This is a genomic window from Flammeovirga aprica JL-4 (assembly GCF_012844305.1).
Classification (GTDB): Bacteria; Bacteroidota; Bacteroidia; order Cytophagales; family Flammeovirgaceae; genus Flammeovirga; species Flammeovirga aprica.
This window is the reverse complement of the sequence record NZ_JABANE010000050.1, coordinates 1-15,744: the sequence shown is the minus strand read 5'-3', so window position 1 is coordinate 15,744 and position 15,744 is coordinate 1. Positions and strand designations below refer to the sequence as shown.

The following is a 15,744-nucleotide window of genomic DNA, read 5'->3' as shown; positions in this document are numbered from 1 at the left end:
AATAGTTGCTTTTGTAATGTTAATAGATTTAAATGAGTATTGCAAATTTATTTTCAATGAATGGTGTCGGTTGTAATGTATTGGTAACTAGATCGTTTGTTTTTTGTGAGTAATCCCACGTAGGGGCAGACCTATGTGTCTGCCCGCCGAACCACAACACGGACCATATTCATAATGAACCCTGTGTGATTCCATCAAACCACAACACGGACCATATTCATAATGAACCCTATGTGAGTCCATCAAACCACGACAAGAACCATGATAAGTTTAATATTCATTCCCATGAAAAAGGGTTTCGATTGAAATGCCGAATCGATTCCCTTTTTAAAGGAAGATATATGGGTTTTCAAAAGGGTATTGGGTGATGCGTGTTGTGGTACAGCGGGCAGACACATAGGTCTGCCCCTACGGGGTTCGTGGTTAATAAAAAAAATCCAAAAATTCCGATTTTAATTGTACAGCTGCTTATTATTGCATCACAGATTGTCTTCTCTGTATTGGATCTAAGTTTTGTAAAACTTTATTTTTAAGTTTTATATCAATTTTATTTTTTTCTAGATAACTATTGACCCATAGAATAGTCTGCTGTTCTTTTCTTTTTGCAATGGCACTTTTCAAGTAATTGTAAGGGAAGAAAATATCACCGGTTTTCTGAATTTCAGGTAACAATTCTAAAGTAGGACGCACGTACTTTAATGAACTTTTAGCATTGAGTGGGTGGTTTAATAAACTCAAGGCATTTTCAACCCAAGGTTCATTGGCTCTATTCTCCACTTCTTTTAATCCTTCAAAAAAGGCATCTCTTTCTATTTCATCATTACTTGTAGCTGGAGTCACAAAAGCTAGGTATTCTTTATAATAATCAGAACTGATAAGTGCTTCTACTTTTTGAATGGCCACTTCCGATTGATGATAATTTTGAAGTCGTAATTTCATCAATAGGTTAATTCTCTCTCTGTCATTTAAACTAGGTGTAGTTTTTTGGGTAGAAAGAAATGTATTCAGGTATTCCAATTGCTCCGGTTGGTGTTGGAATAAGGTGATCACATTAAAATAGAATGATTGTAAGGCTTTATTCTCGCTTTTGGCAATCTGCTTTTGAAGGAAATGAAAGTACTGTTTACTAATATTTTTACGTTCTTGTTCACTGATATAATACCAATACAACTCATTGAACTGCCCTAATAATTGTTTTTTCAGCAGTAAATCTTCTTCGAGAATCATTCTTTCCCAAATGAAATTAGTGTATCCATCAAGGTAAACATTGTCATGCAGGAAGTTCTCCCAAAGTGTACTGTATGCTATCGCTTTTTCAGTAGGAGCGTATTTTCCAATATTGGCTTTAATTTCATTGATCAACCCTATACTCAATTGAAAATGACCATAGTTTTTACCACTGCGGTCAAGTGGGAAATCCAATTCTTTTAAAGCAACAATCACCTGTTTTTTATCTAATAAGACTTCTTGATTTCCAATGACTACCTTTTGCGATTTTTTAAAATCATTGGTACTGATAGAAAGCTGATTGTTTTTCTTTTCTAATTTATAATAAGGCATTCCTTCATGTTTTACCCAAAGGTTAGCCCAGTCTTTTAGATCTACTTTTGATGTAGAGGAAATTACTTCAATTAGATCATCAAAAGTAGCGTTTCCATAAGCGTACTTTTTAAGGTACATCTGTAAAGATTTTTTCAAATTATCTTCACCTACCAATAATTCAATCTGTGCCATCACAACTGGAGCTTTGCAATAAATAATAGCCCCATAAAGTGTACCTGCCAGATTAAGATTGTCAAGTTTTTGTTGAATAGGGTGGTTGCCTGCAGTTCTGTCTACTTCATACGCTCTGTATTGATGAGAAAGGAAGAACTGTAAATCGTGATTGATTTCAGGATAGGAAGGTGTGATCGCTTTTGCCGCAATAAAGTTGGCAAATACTTCTTTCAGCCACACATCATCAAACCATTTCATGGTCACTAAATCACCAAACCACATATGTGCCACCTCATGTGCAATGAGTTGAGCTCGACGGAGTTTTTCAGAAGGACCAGCATTTTCATCCAAAATCAAAGATGAAGCTCTGTATTGTATGGCCCCAACATGTTCCATTCCACCATATTGAAAAGGAGGAATCAATGCGAAATCGAGTTTATTAAAAGGCAGGGGAATAGCAGTATATTCTTCCATCCACTGTACTGAATTGGCGTGCAGTTCAAAGATTTGATCTTGATTTGCCCTGATTTTATCCTCTTCTTCTAAATGAAGCATGGCATATTTCCGGCCCTTCACCGTTTTTTCGATGCGCTTAAATTCACCCGCTACAAAAGAGAATAAATAAGTGGAAATAGGTTGTGTTTGACCAAAAGTAATCACTTTTCTACCTGTATTAGTGGATTTTGAAGTACCATATTCACCAGCGATGGCATCCCAATTTTCAGGCATATCAAGGCTCAATATATATTTGGCTTTAATGTCAGGTTGGTCGAAACAAGGGAATAAGGTTCTTGCTCTGTCTGGAACAAGAAGCGTATACATATAGTTTTCTTTCCTGTTGAGTGATTGATCACCGGCTACGAAATGAAAGGAAATACTGTTTTCACCTTTCTCCAAGTGATCCGTGGGGATAATAATGTGTTCTTGTTTGTAATAATATTCAGAAGGTTGGTTGTTGACAATTAGGTTGGTGATTTTGGTAGAATCTGTTCTGAAGTCTAAAACAATAGGTTCACTACTGTTTTTTACATCAAACCTTAAATGTAAAGTAGACTGAATTCTTTCTTTTTGAGTTTTGGGCAACACAAGATGTAAGTCATATTCTACATTTGTGATATTATCGAACCGTTGTTGTGCTAATTGTTGAGAGACTCCTTTTTTAAGTGGTAAATCTTCAGGAGATTGACATGCGTTGAACATTAAAAATAAGCCTAGAATAATAATGTATAGTTTCTTCATTTGAATATTTTACTAAAAAATAATCCCAAAGTTGAAAGATACATTATTATAGTTTAAACGTTCAAGCTCACTCTGCATATAATTATATTTTAAACTAATAAATGCACCTACATTAGGAAAAAGATCTGATGTAATGCCTAATTCTGGAGCAATACCAAAGCGGTGTTCTGAAAATTCTTTTGTGATAGTTTGGCCAGGGTAATCTAAGGTATGAATAATTATACCATGCGATTGGTTGTATAAACCAAGTCCAAGACCAATGTAGGGTCTTAAATACTTACTTTTTAGGAAGGAGTATTTAATATGTGCTAAAATTGGAATCGATTTAACATTTTTCATCTGTTGGTTGTTAACACCATACAGCACTGGAATTTCAATTACTTCTTTATTACCAGAGATATGATACCCCACAGATAGGCCTGCTGAGATAGGAAGTTTTTTGAAATGATATTGCCATTCCAGCTGAAAACCATTTAAGCTGAGGTATTTTAAATCACTAACACCTTGAGAACTGGAGTAGGAAAAAAGAAATTTGTTTTCTTGAGCTATAGTTCTGTTATTGATCAAACATAACAACCCTATAGTTAGTAGAATTAAGTATTTACGGTTCATATTTAAAATTAGGCTTATTTAAGTATCAGTAAATAGTTTTTACAAAGGTAAAATAAATAATCCTAAAACAATAAATTATCTTAAAATAATGCTATTTAATTTTGTTCAGAATTTTATTTCTGATTTTTTGTCACAAAACTTAAGCGAAGCTTGTTAAGGTAGTTGTCAGATGAAATGAATTAAATTCATTACATAAATATTTATATTTTTTACAAACACGCACATGACAAAAGAGACAGTACATTTAGTACATAAAATTCGCCAACAAGCTTCAAAGTATAAAGAGAGAGATGCTGTAAGATTTCGTGTAGCAGATCAGATTTGGGAAAGTATCTCATGGAATGATTTTTCAGAAGAAATAGATAAAATTTCATTAAGTCTTTTGTCATCAGGTGTAGGTGTTCAGGAAAAAGTAGGTATTTACGCTCAAAACATGCCTAACTGGACAATTGCAGATTTTGCATCTCAACAAATTAGAGCGGTAAGTGTATCTATCTACGCTACAAGTACATCAAAACAGGCTGCATACATTGTGAATGATGCTCAGATTAAAGTACTTTTTGTAGGGGATCAAGAACAATACGACAATGCGGCTGAAATTGCTGAAGAGTGTCCATCATTAGAGTGGATCGTAGCGATGAAGCCGAGTATTCATAGAAGAGGACATAAATTGGGTATCCTTTGGGATGATTTCATTGAAAAAGGTGAAAAATCTCAAGAAGCTGAATTATTAAAAAGAGTAGAGGATGCTTCATTGACTGATTTGATGACCTTGATTTACACTTCAGGTACTACAGGAGAACCAAAAGGTGTAATGATGGATTATCATAATTTCGGAAAGCAATTTGATGCACACGATGAGTTCATTGAATTTACAGATAAAGATATCAACTTAAGTTTCCTTCCGTTATCTCACGTTTTCGAGAGAGCGTGGTCAACTTATGTTTTATATAAAGGTGGAGTAAACAACTATTTGGAAGATACTAAGCTGATCAAAGAGGCATTAGTGGAAGTAAAACCAAATGTAATGTGTGCTGTACCTCGTTTCTACGAGAAAATCTACTCTACAATTCATGAAAAAGTAGCGAAAGCAGCACCTTCAAGACAGAAGTTGTTCCACTGGGCTATTGGTGTGGGTAAGGCAGTATTCCAACACAAACTAAAAAATGAAACTCCATCGGGATTCTTGAAATTCCAACATAAGATCGCCAACAAATTGGTGTTCAGTAAATTCCAGAAGTTGATGGGTGGCAACATTAAGTTTATGCCTGCAGGTGGAGCTAAACTTGATCCAGAAATTGGTGAGTTCTTCCATGCTATTGGTATTCCTGTAGTATTAGGTTACGGTCTTACTGAGACTGCCGCTACTGTAACTGCGTGGTACATTGATCGTGCTTTCAACCCGAATACAATTGGTACAAAAATGCCAAATGTTGATGTGAAGATTGGTGAGAACGACGAGATCTTAGTAAAAGGTGACGTAGTGATGAAAGGTTACTACAACAAACCAGAAGAAACTGCTAAAGTATTTACAGAAGACGGTTACTTCAAGACGGGTGATGCCGGTAAATTTGATGAAGACGGCAACTTGATGATTACTGATAGAATCAAAGAGTTGATGAAAACTTCAAATGGTAAGTACATTGCTCCTCAAGTTGTGGAAGGTAAGATTGGTAAAGATCACTTTGTAGAGCAGATAGCTGTTATTGCTGATGGCAAAAATTTCGTTTCAGCTTTGATCGTTCCTACGTATGAAAACTTAAAAGAATACGCACAGGAAAATGGTATCTCATATGGTTCTGTTGAAGAATTGGTGAATCATCATGATATTCAGAAGTTGATTGAGAAGAGAGTGGAGGCACAGCAACATGATTTGGCTCCATTTGAAAAAGTAAAACGTTTCACGCTTCTTTCTCAAGAATTCTCTCAAGATAAAGGGGAAATGACTCCTACGTTGAAATTAAAGAGAAAGACAATCAACGAGAATTATAAAAATGAAATCGCTGCGATGTACAAAAAATAATTCGCAACAGATTTCAGTATTAAGCCACTATCTATTTTTTTTAGTTAGTGGCTTTTTTCATAAGAATTTATTTTTAAAATGTAAATCTAAAACGGATAATACACAATAACGTGATCTAAGGCCTTTTAATCCCCAACATCTTCATTCTAGCTTCTAAAGTCGTTCTATTAATATCTAAAATTTTGGCAGCACCACGTTCACCGCTGATTCTCCAATTCGTCATTTTCAATACCTTAAGAATATGTTTTCACTCGTTGTCAGATAAGGTCAAGACTTCACTTTTTTCCTCTTCTACGTTGGTCGTTTTTAATCCTTTAATTTCCAACTTCGAACTATTAGAAATGATGACAGCTCTTTCAATTACATTTTGAAGTTCACGAACGTTGCCCGGCCATTGGTAATTTTTCAATTTGTTCATTGTACCGATTGTAATAGATCGAATGTTTTTACTGAACCTCTCGTTATATTTTTTCAAAAAGTGCCTAGCCAATAAAGGTACATCCTCCAATCTTTCTTTCAGTGGTGGAACATGAATAGGGAAAACATTCACACGATAAAATAAATCTTCTCTAAACTTTTTCTCCTTTACTGCCTTTTCGAGATTGACATTGGTTGCTGCTATTATTCGAACATCAATTTTTATGGTTTCAGTACCACCTATACGTTCAATCTCTCCTTCCTGTAATACTCTTAATAACTTCACTTAAGGTCAAGAGAAATTTCTCCAAATTCATCCAAAAACAGTGTGCCACCATCAGCCATCTCAAAGCGTCCAATTTTTCTAGCAACAGCACCAGTAAATGCACCTTTTTCATGCCCGAATAATTCACTTTCAATTAAGTTAGCAGGCAAAGCAGTACAATTGACTTTAATCAAAGGTTTATCTTTTCGAGTACTATGATTATGAAGAGCTCTAGCAATCAGTTCTTTACCTGTACCTGATTCTCCCAAGATTAATACGGTGGCATTTGTAGGAGCTACTTGTTCAATTTTAGCAAGAATATTTTCTTTAAAAACATCACTTTCACTAATTAATTCCTCAAAATTATTATTGAGTTTGATTTCTTCCTGCAAGAATTGATTTTCCTCTTCTAGGTTGTCTTTTAATTCTTTGACTTCTTTTAATGCTCTTGTTAGTTCAAGATTTGTCTTTTTAAGTGCCTTTTCCGTTTCTTTTCTATGCGTTATATCTTTAAAAGTAACCACAGCCCCAATCAACTCATTATTATTGTCAAAAAGTGGTGTGCTTACATACTCTACAGGAAAGGAAGATCCATCTTTACGCCAAAAAACTTCATCATCACTATGGTGTACTTTACCATCTTTAAAAGAGGCATAAATATTACAGTCATGTTTGTGGTAATGAGAGCCGTCAGGTTTTGTATGATGAATTAAGTCATGTTGAGAAACATTGATCATTTCTTCCAGTGAGTAACCAACTAATTTCACAGCGGCTTCGTTGGCAAAAGTGGTTCTTCCTTGCGTATCAAGTCCATAGATCCCTTCACCGGCAGATTGAAGAATGGACTCATGATGTCTTTGCAAATCATGGAGTTGTTCTAAGAGTGCTTTTTTCTTTTCTGAAGTAGAAACATGATCTTTATTCTGAGCACTTTCACCGGTATTGATTTCACCAATTACTTGTAAAGCTTCATTTAGTTGTTCTCTTAATTGAACGATCTATGTTATTTCATGACACTTTGTAAAACAGATAATTCCATTGCCAATATTTACCCCTGTAAAACTTATTTCAACATCCAGATAACGATCATTTTTATCTATAATCGTTGTTTCAAAACTTGTTGTTTTATTTTCTTTTAACTCACTCCATATCTTTTTCCATTCACGTTTAGAAAGGTTTTCATCAATATCGAGAATAGATATTTTACCTAAGTCATTTTCACAGTAACCACATTTTTCATGGAAAGAATCATTGCATTTATCGATGTGTCCATCTTCAGTTAACCAAAATATTAGATCTGAAGAAAAGTTTAATGCTATCTCGGACCATTTCTCATCCCAGACTACTTTTTCTAGCATTTCAGAAGTCATTAAATAAATGTAAATATAGTTATAGATTTTTGAATTACTTTATGTTTTTGCCAAAATAATGGCATTTATGAAGTTTAGGTTTTTGTTTTAATGAATTTTATGGGGATTGGTTCTATTCTATGTTATAGGATTAGTGAAATTCTATTCTTCATAGAAAGTTATTTTAAGTAATTACATCAATTATTCAACTGAAATTTATTATTTTAATAATTAGAAATTTCTCATTTTAAATATATAAGTACTAAGACAAAAGAAATGGAATGCTTTGAATGATGAGGGAAAAATGAAGAATTATGGATCTTGTTATGGTTTAATAACCACCTAATAACCATGATTCTACATTCTTAATTCTTCATTAAAAAAGGTTCCTAACTTTTTTTCTAGTACTTAAAATACCCACGCTAATGAAAAAAGTAAAACTAGTAGAAGTAGCTCAACTCTCTGAAAAAACACCTGAAGCATTTCAAGTAAACGGTTTGGATCTAGTTGTTATAAAATATGATGACAATGTTTCTGTATTGTATGGAAGGTGTCTGCATAGGGGAGCATTAATGGCCGATGGATCTATAGTTGGTCATAATTTAATCTGTGGATTGCACGGTTGGGACTACAGATATGATACTGGAGTGAGTGAGTATAATAATGAGGAAGCTTTGCATAAATTCACCGAAATTATTGAAGACGGAATATTGTATGTTGATGAAGAGGAAATAGATGCTTATTTAGTAGCGTTCCCTCAACCTTTCAACAGAGATGAATATTTAGGTCAATATGCAGATACACATCCAGAGGATACAGAACCTTACACAGGTTATATTCGACAATTGGCAAAAGAGGGGTTAAGTAAAATTGGTAAGCATGGACCGTCTTCTTCTATGGGTGTGGATCGTAATACCTTGCCAAAATGGGAACAAATTCAGTTTCTTCCTGCCCAGCTCTCTAAACGCCCATTATTAGATGGGGAAGAAGTCACTACTACAACTGTGATCGGAAAAAAAGCGATAAAACCGCTTGTCCTTGATATACCTGTTTTTGTTTCAGATATGAGTTTTGGGGCACTATCAAAAGAAGCTAAAATTGCATTGTCGATGGGAGCAGAAAAGGCAGGTACAGGCATTTGTAGTGGAGAGGGCGGTATGTTGCCAGGTGAACAAGCTGAAAATTCTAAATATTTTTATGAACTAGCTTCAGGTAAGTTTGGTTTCTCTTGGGAGAAAGTAAAAAAAGCACAGGCATTTCATTTTAAGGCAGGGCAAGGAGCAAAGACAGGAACAGGGGGACATCTGCCAGGAAGTAAAGTAACGGAAGAAATCGCCAAAGTAAGAGGGTTAGAAAAAGGACAATCGGCTATTTCTCCTGCAGCATTTCCTGATTTTAAATCTGTAGATGACTTTAAAAAATTTGCCGAAGAAGTAAGAGAGAAAACAGGAGGAATTCCTGTAGGTTTTAAAATGGCAGCTTCAAGAATTGAAGAAGATATTGATTTTGCGTTAGCAGTTGGTGTGGATTATATTATCCTTGATGGTAGAGGAGGAGGAACTGGCTCTGCACCCAATATTCTGAAAGACAATATCAATGTACCTACAATACCGGCATTGGCAAGAGCACGCAGGCATTTGGATAAAGTAGGTGCAAATGATGTCACTTTAATAATTACAGGTGGTTTGAGAGTAGCAGATGATTTTGTGAAAGCATTAATGTTGGGAGCTGATGCCATCGCCATTTCAAATTCAGCAATGCAAGCCATCGGTTGTTTAGGAATGAGAGCTTGTTCTACGAATAACTGCCCCGTAGGTATTGCCACTCAAAAAGATCATTTGAGACAAAGAATAAATATTATGAAATCTGCTAATCAACTTTCCAACTTCTTTGAAGCTTCTACAGATCTTATGAAAGTAGTAGCAAGGGCCTGCGGTCATAATGATTTTAAGGGTTTTAATTTCTCAGATTTATCGACTTTAGATTATAAGATACACCAACTGACCAATATTAGATTTGCGGGGTATTAAGAGGTAAAATTAAGTCTATGAAAGTGATATATTAGGAAATACTCATTGCAGAAAGTAATAAAACTGTAGAAGATTGCGGTGTAATTTATTTCCCTCCTTCTTCTGTGAAATTTGAATACCTAGTGGAATCTGATTTTCGAAGTTCTTGTTTATTCAAAAATACAGCAACTTATTATCATATTAAGGTAGGAGAAAAAGAGTTTAAAAATGCTGTTTGGAGTTATAAAGATCCTGATCCTGAGGTAGATAAAATCAAAGGGTGTTTGGCATTTGCTGATGAGTTGTTGGAGCCATAAATAACAGTAGCCCATCATCATTAGCCCATGAATTAATTCATGGGTTTATGATGTTGGATATCTATTTTATATCAACTTCACATCAGCTGAAATTTCAAGCAATCCAGCACCTTGATGAGAGAATAATTGTTGATAGGCTTCCGATAGCTTTTCTTTATCAGTTACCTTAATTCCTAAAGCACCACAACTTTCAGCATAAGTGGCAAAATCAGGGTTTACCAAATCGGTCGCCCATTTATCCCAACCACCTGCTCTCTGTTCTTTAGAAATTTTACCTAGCTCATTATTATTAATAACAATTACTTTGATCGGCATATTGTACTTGACTAAAGTGGTAATTTCCGCAAGATATTGACACAAACCGCCGTCTCCAGCAACAGCTATAATCGGTCTGTCATCACCAACAGCTGACCATGCCCCCATACTTGCAGGTAGTGCAAAACCAATGGAACCAAGATAACCCGACATCAAAAATGTGTGCTCTTGGGTTTCAAAGTATCTCCCGAAAGAGTAAGCATTATTTCCAACATCCACACACATAATGGCATTTTTAGGAGCAGTTTGAGTAAGTTGAGAGAATATTTCAATGGAGCTAATACCATGACGATTATCTTCCAGTTTTCTTCTTTCTTTTTCAGCTCTCCAAATCGACCATCTTTCTGAAATTTCGTCTATTCTTGATATTTTATTCGATTTGAAATCATCCAAATTATCCAACAGTAATTCCACTGTTCTAGAAATTTCTCCATACACCGGAATATCAACAGAATGGAACTTTGCCAAAGCAAGTGGATCAAAATCGATTTGGATCGTTTTCAGTTTTGGAGTGATGCCCGTATGATTTGAAAATGAGGCACCAATGACAATCAACAAATCTGCTTCATTCATAAACCAAGAAGCAATAGGAGTACCACTTCGGCCTAAAACACCACAACCTAAGGGATGTTGATCAGAAATTTGTCCTTTTCCTTTAAAAGTCGTCATCACCGGACAAGATAAACCTTCCGCCAAAGTTGTGATTTTATCCATATCAAAACGTGCTCCATGACCTACGATGATAACCGGTTGTTGGGCTTCTTTGATGGCTTCAATTGCTTCTTGAAGACTTTCTTCAGGAGGAGCTATTTTGAGAGAGGCGATTCTTCCTTTTGGAGAAGAAGCCTTTTGATTTCCAGCAGGGATAGTTTGTACTTGATCCGGAAAGGTAAGATGGGAAACATCTCTGTTTAAAAGAGCATGTTTGATGGCGAGGGTCATCAATTCAGAATGCTTACTTTGGGATTCTACCCTTTGGTTAAAATCAGCTACATTTTGAAAAGTTCTGACTAAATCCACCTCTTGAAAATTTCCTGTTCCAACTACTTGTGTAGCCACTTGACCGGATAATGCTAATAAAGGTGCTCGATCCACTTTCGCATCCCATATTCCCGTAAACATATTGGTACTGCCAGGACCAGCTATTCCAAAACAGGCGGCAGGTTTACCCGTCAATTTTCCATAAGCTGATGCAGCAAATGAAGCCGCGCCTTCGTGCCTTACTCCAAAAAATTTTAGTTGTCCACTGTCCTCCAATCGATGAAAGGCATCTGCCAATCCCAAATTAGAATGGCCAACCATACCAAATACCCGATTTACTCCCCAATTGACCATAGTTTCAGCCATAATATCAGTGACTGTTGTTTCATGAGGAGCCTCTTCTTCTACTTCCACATAAACAGCATCATTCTCAATTTTGGTTTTAAAAGAAGCAAGACCATCATCAAATCCATCAGAATCACCACCGCAAGGGCTGAAATCCCAACCATGCCATGGGCACCTTAATTTCCCATTTTCGATAGAACCTTCTCCAAGCGGTCCACCTTGATGAGGACATTTATTGGTTATAGCATTAAATTTCCCCTCAAAATGTGTAAGACATAATTGTTGATGTCCAGCATCAACTGTCATTACTCTGTTTTCATTCAGTTGAGAAGTGTGGTCTAAAACTTTATACCATTTTTTTTGAGCCATGTGAAATAGTAGTTAAGTGGGTGATGAAGTAAAGCACTAAGGCATGTGATGTTACCACATGCCCTAATCCTCGTTATAATTTACTACTTTATTTCCTTTTTTTCATGTCTTAATAGACAAACCGGACAAGTTAAACTGTCTTTTTCTCTGATAAGTTGAATTCCCTCAAGGTTATTGACCATAAATTCTTTAATGAAAGAATAGTTCTCCTTATGATTATTGACATTGATCTGTTTATCTTCTCTTAATTCTCTAAACTTATTATCATATTCTTGTTTCCCCCAACAGTTCGGGCATAATCCCTTTGGCACTTGACCTTCTGTTTCTGATTTTGGCTTGCTAAAGAAATTGATTAATGAGTTGATAATGCTTTTGTTTTCTTTTACTTTGATGATTTCCATGATAGATAGATTTTTTATTGATTAGAGGTTAAATTTTAAATTTTATGGATCTAAGAATCCTGTTTTTGTCTTTATCTATTTATTGATGAATGTAATTCACCTCTTCAGTAGCATTATTTTTTTGACTTGTTTTTTGTTCATCTTGATGCTTACAGTAAAAAGCAATCAACGTCATAAAAATACCTGCGGCTACTAATTTTAGAATTGGACTTTTGATACAACACATAATTGAGATTTTTTGATTAAATAATAAATTGTTTTAAGCGACTTGATTAGTTTGAAAGAAATTTCCGAGTTTTTCTTCCCATGAGTAAGGGTTAAATTTCACTTTAAAACCTTCAATGTCTACCATTAGTGTCTCTGAGATGATTTTCCTTACATTATTGATACCTCCAAAGTCTCCCAAAAACCATAAAAACAGGCGGGTTATATTGACTGTATTTTTATCATTATCAAATGAAGTCTCTGCCTCAAGGAAGGCAACCATCGCCATTTCAAGTTGATTGTCGATGTCAATCGGATCATAAAACAGGATAGGAGGGCAACTTGTAGCACCGCAGTTTAATGCAAAGTGAATACGGTAATCTAAAGATACTACTGCCAATCTTTTGAGGACCTTTGAAGGGAACAATTGAGGAAGATAACCTAAACCATATTTGTACTTGAACCTTCTCAAAATGCCGTGTTCTACGTCGTCTAAACTAAATTCGTGTCCAGCGATCATAAATAATTTGATAGAATAGATTAGACTTTTTTCATGTCTGAAATTTCTTGCAAGGATTTGATAAAAAGCATTGTAAATGTTGATCCAGAATGCCTTCTTTCTATCCTCACTGTACAACTGTTTTTGTAATTCTGTTAGATCAATATGTTTTAAAGCAAACTCAAGTGTAAAAGTAGGCTTGTTTAATTTTACAGCACGAAGAAGATCTTCAGATAATTTTATAGCGTCGATTTTTTGAGAAACGTACATGATATTTGAATAGATTAAATTGATAAATAAATAGAGATTGTTGAAATTATTTTTTTGAGGCTTTTAATGTCTCCTCTAATTCTTTTGTAGAGTACACATGACTTGAAATCATTCTGAAGTTCGTTTGTGCAGCTGCATTTCCATCAAAACCAGGAACCTGTGCAGAGGCTGTAGCATCACCAATTACAGCTACCTCAAATCCGTCTTCAATTAGTTCACGCATATGAGATTCTACACATAGATTCCCTGACATTCCACAAAGAATTACTTTATCGATTTTCTTTTTTCTCAACTGTAAAGAAAGGTCGTTTTGTTCTGGTCCAAATATTTTATGAGGAGTGGCTGCAGTCACATAATCCTGCTCAATGTATTGCTTATAACGATCCAACCAATCCGCTCCAGAACCTTCAAACCCTTCCACTTTCAACTGATCTTCTCTATCAAACATGTGGATGTGATGCATCAATTCTTCAAGTGCACCTTCAAACTTCCATGAGTGATCGTGTTCATAATAATAATGTGGTGATACAAACACTGGCAACCCATATTCCTTCGCTAGTTGGAATATTTTTTCAAGATTTTCTACTGTATTATTCTCAGTAACACTATTTCCAACAACATCCCAAGCAACCCCTTCAGGACTTAAGAAATCGTTTTGTGGATCAGTCATTACTATGGCAGTGTATTCGTCGATTTCAAAACCAGGATCTGGTAATTGAGCACTGATAGAAAAAACGATGAATAAATTGCTTAACAAAAGAAGTGTAGTTTTGAATAGATTTTTCATGATAAATTGTTGAGATTAAAGTGAAGGGTGTATGATCTCACCCTATATATTTTTATATAGATTGAATATTAGATAACGATAAGTTGTATTCTTAATTATAAGAACAAGAACACTCTATTTTATATACCCATTATCTTGATAAGAAATAAACGAGCTGTCAATAGTAGGTGATGTAGATAGATGTAGAGTATTCATAATTTTAAAACTTAATGTTTGATGTCAATGGAAATACAAGAGGTGTGTCGTAGCTATGTAACTAACTGGTAAGTAGAGTTTTAAAAGTTTAAATATATATAAAAATTGATCATTATCATTAAAATAATGTCAAAATACTATAAGAATGCCAATATATTGGCAATTATGAGTCTTTGGGTTGTGAAGTTGTCCATTGAGGCTCAAAAAAATGAATAGTTGATGGAGAAATCTTCTATTTTTATTCAAAAACCGCCTAATATTAACATTAGTTTGGAATTAAACTTCCTTTTTCATATCTGGAGTTTGTCCACTAGGTAATTTACTTAATCATGTCAATTAAGAATAACTCCAATATTACATATAGAGCAATCCTCTACCTTTGTATCATCAATAAAACGCTCTCAATCACGATCACTCTCTACCTAACAATCTATTCATAGTGAATGATACAATGTGAATTGAAGGTTTGAAAAATTTATAACCTTAAGAAAAAAGAAAATGAACAAATTAGTAGTTTCTGTCTTTGACAATCAATCGAAAGCATTTGAAGGATTATCTGCAATTAAAGAGTTAAATAATAATGGTGATATAACGCTTTATGCTGCTACAGTTATCAGTAAAAATGATGAAGGTGAAATCACTGTAAATGAAAAATCTGACCAAGGTCCAATAGGAACAGGTGTGGGTATGCTGACAGGAGCATTTATCGGTATGTTCGGTGGTCCAGTAGGCATGGTTGCAGGAGCAATGGCAGGTTCTGTTGGTGGATTAATTTATGATTTTGATAAAGCGGGAGTTGATACTTCATTTATTGAAGAGGTTTCTGATGCTCTGGATAAAGGAAAAACGGCAGTGATTGCTGATATAGAAGAAGGTTGGAATGCTCCTTTGGATACCAAAATGCAAGAATTAGACGGTATGTTGTTCCGAAGAAATAGAGCTGAAATTGAGGAAGAACAATTCAATCGAGAAGCGGAAGCTATTCAAGCAGAGTTAGATGAGTTAGAACATGAATTAAAAGATGCCTCTGAAGAATCGAAGGAAAGTATAAAGCAGCAAATCGATAATGTGAAAAAGAAAGCAGTGGTTCTGGAAGATGTCATCAATCAAAAAATCATTGATTTGAAAATTGAAACAGAAGCAAAATCTTCTGAATTGCAACAACAGTTAGAAAAAGCAAGCGAGAAGAAACAAAAAAAAATAAATAAGCGTAAGGAAGATCTGGAACTGAAATTCAATAAAAGTTTGAAAAAGCTTTCAGAGGCATCCAATAAGCTTACAGAACATATTTCATAGTTAAGTTTGGGTTTGTTAATTTAGTTATTAAAAGGTAGAAGCGTGCTGAATTTTGTTCAGCATGCTTTTTGTTTGCCCTGCATGCAAACTATCCCGACAGCTTGAAAGAAAGCTGTTTCGCCCCTCGGAGGGAAG

At 35.0% G+C, this 15,744-nt stretch carries 15 protein-coding genes; 4 read left to right on the top strand and 11 right to left on the bottom strand.

From position 1 onward, the window contains the following. Positions 1–471: 471 nt before the first annotated feature. Positions 472–2,955 carry a M1 family metallopeptidase gene (locus HHU12_RS17930; protein WP_169658114.1) on the bottom strand — a complete coding sequence of 828 codons (2,484 nt, stop codon included), beginning with the start codon at positions 2,953–2,955 and terminating at the stop codon, positions 472–474. 12 nt (positions 2,956–2,967) lie between these two features. Next, positions 2,968–3,567, bottom strand: coding sequence for an outer membrane beta-barrel protein (locus tag HHU12_RS17925; protein ID WP_169658113.1), 600 nt, complete (start codon positions 3,565–3,567; stop codon positions 2,968–2,970). Between the two features lie 223 nt (positions 3,568–3,790). Between HHU12_RS17925 and HHU12_RS17920 the strand changes: the two genes are divergently transcribed. Beyond that, entirely contained in the window at positions 3,791–5,590 is a 1,800-nt protein-coding gene (locus HHU12_RS17920) for an AMP-dependent synthetase/ligase (protein ID WP_169658112.1), read from the top strand. A 115-nt stretch (positions 5,591–5,705) separates the two neighbouring features. Here the strand turns inward: HHU12_RS17920 and HHU12_RS35065 are convergent, their stop codons facing one another. The 4 genes from HHU12_RS35065 to HHU12_RS17910 form a co-directional block, all read right to left on the bottom strand. After that, positions 5,706–5,813, bottom strand: a complete 108-nt coding sequence (locus HHU12_RS35065) for a hypothetical protein (RefSeq protein WP_205959923.1) — start codon at positions 5,811–5,813, stop codon at positions 5,706–5,708. Positions 5,814–5,837: 24 nt separating this feature from the next. After that, a complete protein-coding gene (locus HHU12_RS35665) occupies positions 5,838–6,293 on the bottom strand; it encodes a sigma 54-interacting transcriptional regulator (protein ID WP_205959922.1) in 456 nt (151 codons plus the stop codon). Further along, positions 6,290–7,135, bottom strand: a complete 846-nt coding sequence (locus HHU12_RS35055) for a sigma 54-interacting transcriptional regulator (RefSeq protein WP_205959921.1) — start codon at positions 7,133–7,135, stop codon at positions 6,290–6,292. The genes HHU12_RS35665 and HHU12_RS35055 overlap by 4 nt, the downstream gene beginning before the upstream one ends. A gap of 135 nt (positions 7,136–7,270) precedes the next feature. After that, positions 7,271–7,630, bottom strand: a complete 360-nt coding sequence (locus HHU12_RS17910) for a PAS domain-containing protein (protein ID WP_169658111.1) — start codon at positions 7,628–7,630, stop codon at positions 7,271–7,273. Positions 7,631–8,046: 416 nt separating this feature from the next. Between HHU12_RS17910 and HHU12_RS17905 the strand changes: the two genes are divergently transcribed. Continuing rightward, the gene (locus tag HHU12_RS17905; protein ID WP_169658110.1) at positions 8,047–9,651 is read left to right on the top strand and encodes a glutamate synthase-related protein; all 1,605 of its coding nucleotides are present in this window, start codon (positions 8,047–8,049) and stop codon (positions 9,649–9,651) included. Between the two features lie 38 nt (positions 9,652–9,689). Then, positions 9,690–9,947 (top strand): DUF427 domain-containing protein, encoded by a 258-nt coding sequence (locus tag HHU12_RS17900; protein WP_169658141.1) that lies wholly within the window; start codon positions 9,690–9,692, stop codon positions 9,945–9,947. Positions 9,948–10,013: 66 nt separating this feature from the next. Here the strand turns inward: HHU12_RS17900 and HHU12_RS17895 are convergent, their stop codons facing one another. From HHU12_RS17895 to HHU12_RS17875, 5 genes are all read right to left on the bottom strand, one after another. After that, positions 10,014–11,957 carry a thiamine pyrophosphate-binding protein gene (locus tag HHU12_RS17895; RefSeq protein ID WP_169658109.1) on the bottom strand — a complete coding sequence of 648 codons (1,944 nt, stop codon included), beginning with the start codon at positions 11,955–11,957 and terminating at the stop codon, positions 10,014–10,016. Between the two features lie 83 nt (positions 11,958–12,040). Further along, on the bottom strand, positions 12,041–12,358 hold the full coding sequence (locus tag HHU12_RS17890; protein WP_205959920.1) for a hypothetical protein: 318 nt from the start codon (positions 12,356–12,358) through the stop codon (positions 12,041–12,043). Between the two features lie 79 nt (positions 12,359–12,437). Further along, positions 12,438–12,584 carry a hypothetical protein gene (locus tag HHU12_RS17885; protein WP_169658108.1) on the bottom strand — a complete coding sequence of 49 codons (147 nt, stop codon included), beginning with the start codon at positions 12,582–12,584 and terminating at the stop codon, positions 12,438–12,440. Positions 12,585–12,617: 33 nt separating this feature from the next. Then, complete coding sequence (locus HHU12_RS17880) at positions 12,618–13,331, bottom strand: DUF547 domain-containing protein (protein ID WP_169658107.1); 714 nt, start codon at positions 13,329–13,331, stop codon at positions 12,618–12,620. 46 nt (positions 13,332–13,377) lie between these two features. Then, positions 13,378–14,118 (bottom strand): cysteine hydrolase, encoded by a 741-nt coding sequence (locus HHU12_RS17875; protein ID WP_169658106.1) that lies wholly within the window; start codon positions 14,116–14,118, stop codon positions 13,378–13,380. Positions 14,119–14,811: 693 nt separating this feature from the next. Between HHU12_RS17875 and HHU12_RS17870 the strand changes: the two genes are divergently transcribed. After that, a complete protein-coding gene (locus HHU12_RS17870) occupies positions 14,812–15,609 on the top strand; it encodes a DUF1269 domain-containing protein (RefSeq protein ID WP_169658105.1) in 798 nt (265 codons plus the stop codon). Positions 15,610–15,744: the final 135 nt, after the last annotated feature.

Excerpts from the sequence above, each read along its gene's own strand:
- HHU12_RS17930 (WP_169658114.1), bottom strand. The coding sequence starts at position 2,955 with ATGAAGAAACTATACATTATTATTCTAGGCTTATTTTTAATGTTCAAC.
- HHU12_RS17925 (WP_169658113.1), bottom strand. The coding sequence starts at position 3,567 with ATGAACCGTAAATACTTAATTCTACTAACTATAGGGTTGTTATGTTTG.
- HHU12_RS17920 (WP_169658112.1), top strand. The coding sequence starts at position 3,791 with ATGACAAAAGAGACAGTACATTTAGTACATAAAATTCGCCAACAAGCT.
- HHU12_RS35065 (WP_205959923.1), bottom strand. The coding sequence starts at position 5,813 with ATGACGAATTGGAGAATCAGCGGTGAACGTGGTGCTGCCAAAATTTTA.
- HHU12_RS17910 (WP_169658111.1), bottom strand. The coding sequence starts at position 7,630 with ATGCTAGAAAAAGTAGTCTGGGATGAGAAATGGTCCGAGATAGCATTA.
- HHU12_RS17905 (WP_169658110.1), top strand. The coding sequence starts at position 8,047 with ATGAAAAAAGTAAAACTAGTAGAAGTAGCTCAACTCTCTGAAAAAACA.
- HHU12_RS17895 (WP_169658109.1), bottom strand. The coding sequence starts at position 11,957 with ATGGCTCAAAAAAAATGGTATAAAGTTTTAGACCACACTTCTCAACTG.
- HHU12_RS17890 (WP_205959920.1), bottom strand. The coding sequence starts at position 12,358 with ATGGAAATCATCAAAGTAAAAGAAAACAAAAGCATTATCAACTCATTA.
- HHU12_RS17885 (WP_169658108.1), bottom strand. The coding sequence starts at position 12,584 with ATGTGTTGTATCAAAAGTCCAATTCTAAAATTAGTAGCCGCAGGTATT.
- HHU12_RS17880 (WP_169658107.1), bottom strand. The coding sequence starts at position 13,331 with ATGTACGTTTCTCAAAAAATCGACGCTATAAAATTATCTGAAGATCTT.
- HHU12_RS17875 (WP_169658106.1), bottom strand. The coding sequence starts at position 14,118 with ATGAAAAATCTATTCAAAACTACACTTCTTTTGTTAAGCAATTTATTC.
- HHU12_RS17870 (WP_169658105.1), top strand. The coding sequence starts at position 14,812 with ATGAACAAATTAGTAGTTTCTGTCTTTGACAATCAATCGAAAGCATTT.